At 45.1% G+C, this 6,053-nt stretch carries 3 protein-coding genes and 1 pseudogene; 1 reads left to right on the top strand and 3 read right to left on the bottom strand.

The genetic code is table 11. The annotated features are described in order from the left end of the window. Window positions 1-400: 400 nt before the first annotated feature. The 3 genes from R6U02_RS07895 to R6U02_RS07905 all read right to left on the bottom strand — a co-directional run bounded on the left by R6U02_RS07895 (window position 401) and on the right by R6U02_RS07905 (window position 5,896). Window positions 401-2,548 carry a heavy metal translocating P-type ATPase gene (locus R6U02_RS07895; RefSeq protein WP_410263069.1) on the bottom strand — a complete coding sequence of 716 codons (2,148 nt, stop codon included), beginning with the start codon at window positions 2,546-2,548 and terminating at the stop codon, window positions 401-403. A gap of 236 nt (window positions 2,549-2,784) precedes the next feature. Continuing rightward, window positions 2,785-5,028 (bottom strand): alpha-galactosidase, encoded by a 2,244-nt coding sequence (locus R6U02_RS07900; RefSeq protein WP_410263070.1) that lies wholly within the window; start codon window positions 5,026-5,028, stop codon window positions 2,785-2,787. 169 nt (window positions 5,029-5,197) lie between these two features. After that, window positions 5,198-5,896 carry an MATE family efflux transporter gene (locus R6U02_RS07905; protein WP_410263071.1) on the bottom strand — a complete coding sequence of 233 codons (699 nt, stop codon included), beginning with the start codon at window positions 5,894-5,896 and terminating at the stop codon, window positions 5,198-5,200. Between R6U02_RS07905 and R6U02_RS07910 the strand changes: the two are divergent. Beyond that, a pseudogene (locus R6U02_RS07910) lies at window positions 5,874-6,053 on the top strand (serine O-acetyltransferase); the annotation flags it as partial. The gene R6U02_RS07905 and the pseudogene R6U02_RS07910 sit on opposite strands and share 23 nt — an antisense overlap.

Here is a 6,053-nt window from a genome sequence, read left to right on the forward strand (position 1 = left end):
TTGTCCATGTCCCTGATTTTCATGAGATTTCAATTCCAGGTGCCGGACAACAGGTTTTGACAATTGCCTGGAACTTGTGTACAAGTGACCACCCCACCGTGACATGCAGTGAGTAGTCACTAAAAAGAACCCTTGCATCAAGTCAGGAGCAAACACCACCGAGCTGGCACTCAAACAATTAGCTTCCTGCCGTTACTACACCAAAAAGGATCTTATAAGGTTCATACTCGCCCAAAAGCGAGTATATTCTGATTTTCTCTTTAATAAAAACTAATAATCATTGAACCTAAAGTTATCATCCATCTTTAAATTCTATACTTTCCTACCTTACAAAAAAGCGCGAAGTCTGGAGGGATCACGTTGAAGTGATCTCCCGTAAACTCCGTGCTTTTTTTATCGTTTATTTGTTTTCGGTCGCAGGTTTCATGTCTGCTGTTTCTTCAGTCTCATCATCCATACTGAGCAATCGAGCATTGACTGCTACGATGACCGTACTTAATGACATGACGGCCGCCCCGATAGCGGGAGTGATGATAATACCCTGATTATACAGAATACCAGCCGCTAAAGGGATCGCGATGATATTGTATCCCGCTGCCCACCATAAGTTCTGAATGTTTTTACGGTGTGTGGCTTTGGAGAGTTTCAAGGCGTTCAGTACATCTCTCGGGTCACTATTAACCAGGATAACATCGGCCGTTTCGATCGCCACATCCGTTCCAGCGCCGATGGCAATACCAATGTCAGCTGCTGCAAGCGCAGGTGCGTCATTGATCCCGTCACCGACCATCGCCACTTGTTTCGTGCCGTTTTCCTGAAGACGTTTGATGTGTTCAGATTTCTGATCCGGCAAGACTTCAGCAATCACTTCAGTTAAGCCCAGTTCGTTCCCTACCCCATCAGCGACGCGCTGGTTGTCACCGGTGATCATTATGGTGTCGATACCCATATCCGTCAACTCCTTGATCACTTTATAAGAGGATTCTCTGATGATATCACTTAACGCGATCAGGCCTTGCAACTTCTGGTTTTTCAATACAAATACGACTGTTTTTCCCTGTTGCGACAAGTCATTGTAACGCTCCTCGTCAAAGGAGATCCCTTCTGCTTTCATCGCTCCCGGGCTTAAAATGGATACAGTATCCGAATCGATTTTTGCCTCCAGTCCTTTACCCGTTAAGTTGTTGTAATCTGTCACGCCCAGGCGCTGAACTTTTTTCTCTTCCCCGGCACGAACGATACCTTTGGCGATCGGGTGATCGGATTGACTTTCAACTGAATAGGCAAGTTGAAGCAGGTCTTCCTCCGACGTGCCATCTTCTGGAATGATATCATCGACACCAAAGTTTCCCTCAGTTAAAGTCCCAGTTTTGTCGAAGACGATTTTATCAATATTACGAGCCATTTCAAACTGCGTGCGGTTTCTTATAAGCAGTCCTTTTTGTGCCGCAATAGAGGTCGAGACCGAACTGACTAACGGCATGGCCAGTCCCAAGGCATGAGGACAAGCTATGATTAAAACGGTCACTGTTCTTGCTAAGGCAAACTCAAAGTCTGCTACATTTACCCAATAAATCATAGTGATTAAACCTGCTCCGACAGCCACGTAAAAGAGCCATTTCGCTGCCGTATCGGCAAAACCCTGCGCACGCGATTTGGTTGCCTGGGCATTTTTCACCATCTCAACAACCTGCGAGAGATAGGTCTCTTCTCCGACTTTACTTACTTCTACAGTAAGGACACCTTCCCCATTGATGGAACCACCAATGACTTCCTCTCCTTCTTTTTTCTCAACAGGCACCGACTCACCCGTCAACATTGATTCATCAATTGAAGATCTCCCTTCCAAAATTTCACCGTCCAGCGGCACTTTCTCACCGGATTTAACTAAAATTTTATCTCCGGGATGCAATTCTTCTACCGAGACTTCTGTAGTATTTCCATCCTCATCTAGTTTATGGGCATCATTAGGCATCAGGTTTATCAGTTCTTCCAGTGCTTTGGAGGCCCCCATCTGCGAGCGCATCTCGATCCAGTGTCCCAGTAACATAACAACAATTAATGTAGCCAATTCAAAATAAAAATCACTGCCTTCGATAAAAAAGGTGGTTAGCGAACTATACACATAGGATGTTGTGATGGCCAAGGAAATAAGGGTCATCATACCGGGCGTATGGTCGTCAACGACTTCACTTTTCAAGCCTGATAAAAAAGGTTTCCCGCCGTAAAAGAAGACAAAGGTTGCGAGTGCAAACAACACTAAGTCAGACCCCGGAAAAGATACGTCAAATCCGAATAAATGCTGCAGCATCGGAGCCAAAATGGCAATGGGGACAGAGACGACCAAAGAAACCCAAAAACGTTTCTTGAAGTCTTCAACCATATGCGCGTGATGATCCTGATGGCCCCCGTGACCGTCATGGTCATGATGTCCTTCGTCTTCAGGCTGATCGTGTTCGTGATCCATACCATCGTGCATATTACTTTTTTCTTGATTCGCGTGGTCGTGTTCTTTCCTATTCTGATCTTCCTCATGTTTGTCTGGCATGACGCTCATCTCCCCGTTTGTTTATGTGTTTACAATTGTAATCGTTAAGTATAAATTAACACGCTCTTTAATCTTTGTCAAAGAAGAGTCCTTCTGTTTCTATTATACTGTTCATAAATGGATCTATACAAACGATTTGAATGGACGAAACCGTTTATTACTGGATATTAAAAAAACACCTGAACATTGGACTACATCCAACGCTCGGGTGTTTCACCTTTTCTTTGTGAGAATCGCTATTCTTTTGCTGTCAATTTGACGATCCAGCTGTGAAAATCGGATTTGCCGTTTATCGACCAGAAGTGTCCCCGCTGTCTCTCGTTTTCACTAAAGAGTAATCCGATCGTGTTCAAATCTGAACCATAACGTTCTTCGCCATCCGGATCAATGGTATAAAGCGTATCTTCTTCCAGTCCGGCTAATTTCAGCCGACTGTAGGACGGATTGGGCTGAGCCAGCACTTGATAAAAGCCGATCAGCGCTTCTTTTCTATCTTGTGACACAACCATCCACGCCGTTTCGTTACCTTCAAACGGACTCTTCAAACGGTAAAAAATCCCTTCGTGAATCAGTCGGCGATTGTCTTTAAAGAAACTGATCTGCGCTTTTATCTGATTCATTTCGTCTTCACTAAGTTTGGTGACATCCAGCTCGTATCCGAATGTTCCAAAGTAAGCCACTGCACTCCGCATATCTAAAGAAGTGGTCCGGCCCATTTGATGATTCGGGACCGCCGAAACGTGACTGCCAAGGCTTGACAGCGGGTAAACCAGCGATGTCCCGTACTGTATCTTCAGACGTTCGACGGCATCAGTGTCATCACTCGTCCATGCTTGTGGCGCGTAGTATAACAGTCCCGGATCAAATCGACCGCCGCCACCGGCACACGATTCGATCAGCAGATCAGGATACCGGTCTAAAAGTCTTTCGTATAAAGAATACACACCTAGAATATAGCGATGATAGAGCTCTCCCTGCCGATCATGAGGTAACAGCGTTGAAAAGGGTTCAGTGATATAACGGTTCATGTCCCATTTGATGTAATCGATCTTTCCATGAGTCAAAATCGCATCCATCTGATTGAACAAAGCATCCACGACCTCAGGATTCGAAAAATCTAAAACGAATTGGTTCCGTCCATATGATATCGGCTTGGCGGGCATCCGGATCACCCACTCCGGATGTTCTTGATAAAGCGGCGTGTCCTTGTTGATCATTTCCGGTTCGAACCACAAGCCAAATTTCAATCCCAGCTTATGGATCTTGTCGGATAACCCCGCGATACCATCAGGTAATTTCACCTTATTCTCAGTCCAGTTACCCAGAGAACTCGAGTCATCGTTTCTTTCACCAAACCAGCCGTCGTCCAGAACAAAGAGTTCGACCCCGGCTTCTTTCGCCTTCTCAGCGATTTCCATAATTTTATCTTCAGTGAAGTCAAAGTACGTTGCTTCCCAGTTGTTGATCAGTATCGGGCGAGTCTGATTCTTCCACGGTTCTCTGGCAAGTCGATTGCGGTATAAGTCGTGGTAGGTCTGACTCATCCCATTGATACCTGTAGCGGAATAGACCATAACCACTTCTGGCGTTTGAAATGCTTCATCCGGCTTCAGCTTCCACTGAAACTGATAAGGATTGATGCCCATCGTGGCACGCGTCACATTATAGGTATCCACTTCGACCTGTCCCAAGTGATTCCCACTGTAGACGAGACTGAACCCGTAAACGTCTCCCTGTCTCTCTGTCGTTTCCGGACGTACGAGAGCAAAAAACGGATTATGCATGTGACTGCTTGCTCCGCGTGCACTCGATATCGATTGGACGCCTTTAAATAAAGGTTGTCTCTCTACATGATTCTCTCTGGCCCACGCGCCATTTAAATGGATCATATCAAAATCATCATCTGGAAAATCGATGCTCATTGACATGGCATGATTCAGCTTAACTATTTCTTTTCCCTCATTATGGAATTTAACACTGCGGGTAATCAAAGAACGAGTCTCAAAGATACTATAGAATAAACTGATTAATAAGTTGGAATGAGCATCTCTCAGGATGACTTCGAGTGTTTGCGCCTCGCCTGCTGAGTCTGTGTAGGTGGCGGGCAATCCTTCAAGCTTGGGCTTACCTTCATGAATGACATATGAATCATAAGCAAAGTTTGAGATGCGGTCTCCCTCGGGGTACTCCAATTCAAAAGCCGGGTACCGGAAATCTGTTGTTCCGAACCCTGGATATTCCTGTTTGGTATGCTCTAAGGATGACGTATAATCTTTTTCATTTAAGTTGATAGAAGAACGCGGCTCCCTTTCGATCAGAAAATCAAAAGAAGGGCGGTTTTGAATGCTCTTACCGAAATATAAATGTTCAGGTTGTTTGCTTTTCTCGAAGACTCTGAAAATGTAACTGACCTCTTGATTAGTTAAATGAAATTCCAGTTTGTCTTCGTTCACATATATTAAGTTTTTGTTGTCAGGCATTGGTAAAGATCCTCCTATTATCTAATATATAATCCACTTGAAAAATAGAAACCAGCACACGGAAATCGCGAATCATGTAACCGTTCTCTTTGTTTGCAGTATACCATATTCCTACTTCTTCTCATTAAAAGATATTAAAAAAAAAAAGACCGAGTTATACTCGATCCTTCTACTTAAACTTCTTCACTCGTTTATTCGGATTAACTTTCCAGGAGATAAGCCCTAATACCAGCGCTTCTGCGAGTACAAATGACCACCACACGCCCCTCATGCCATAAAAATGACTCAACACTAAGACGAGAGGCACTATGATAAACCCGCCTCTAAGCATAGAGAAAAACAGTGCCAGATTTGGTTGATCCGTCGCACCGAAGTAACTGGTAAAGATTGTATTGAGTCCGGCAAAAAAGAAGCCGATAAAGTAAATCAATAAACCCGTAGTGGCCATCTCGGCTATGTGGGCATTCTGTTCACTATTGAATGCCAGAATTATTTGATCATTTAATAGGTACGTTCCGATGTATATCGCTATACTCAATATAAGCGAAGTTCCTAAAGACAAGGCCAATACCTGCTTCATCTGCTTGAGATTTTTCAGTCCATAGCTTTCACTCAGTAACGGCTGCGTCCCTTGAGCCACACCTGCGAACAATGACAGCACGACGAAAGAGATGTTGGCTATGATACCATACGCCGCTAATCCCTCGTTGCCTTCCAATGAGAAGATAATGGTATTGAACGTAAACATAACGACCGAACCTGAGATCTCGTTAACAAATGCAGAAGAACCTAAATAGGTGATATCCTGAATCAGGGGCTTTTCTACTTTTTGAAAGGTAAAGGCCCAGGGCGTCACGCTGGGCGGCACAGGCAAGGAGAGCGGCAAGCGCCACCCGAACCTCGAAGAGGGCGTGGTCGTCGGCGCCGGCGCGAAGGTGCTGGGCAACATCACGCTGGGCGCGAACTCCCGCGTTGGCGCGGGATCGGTCGTCGTGCGCGACGTCCCACCGGGCGCGACCGTAGTC

It is taken from the genome of Alkalibacterium sp. (assembly GCF_046484155.1).
Taxonomy (GTDB): domain Bacteria; phylum Bacillota; class Bacilli; order Lactobacillales; family Carnobacteriaceae_A; genus Alkalibacterium.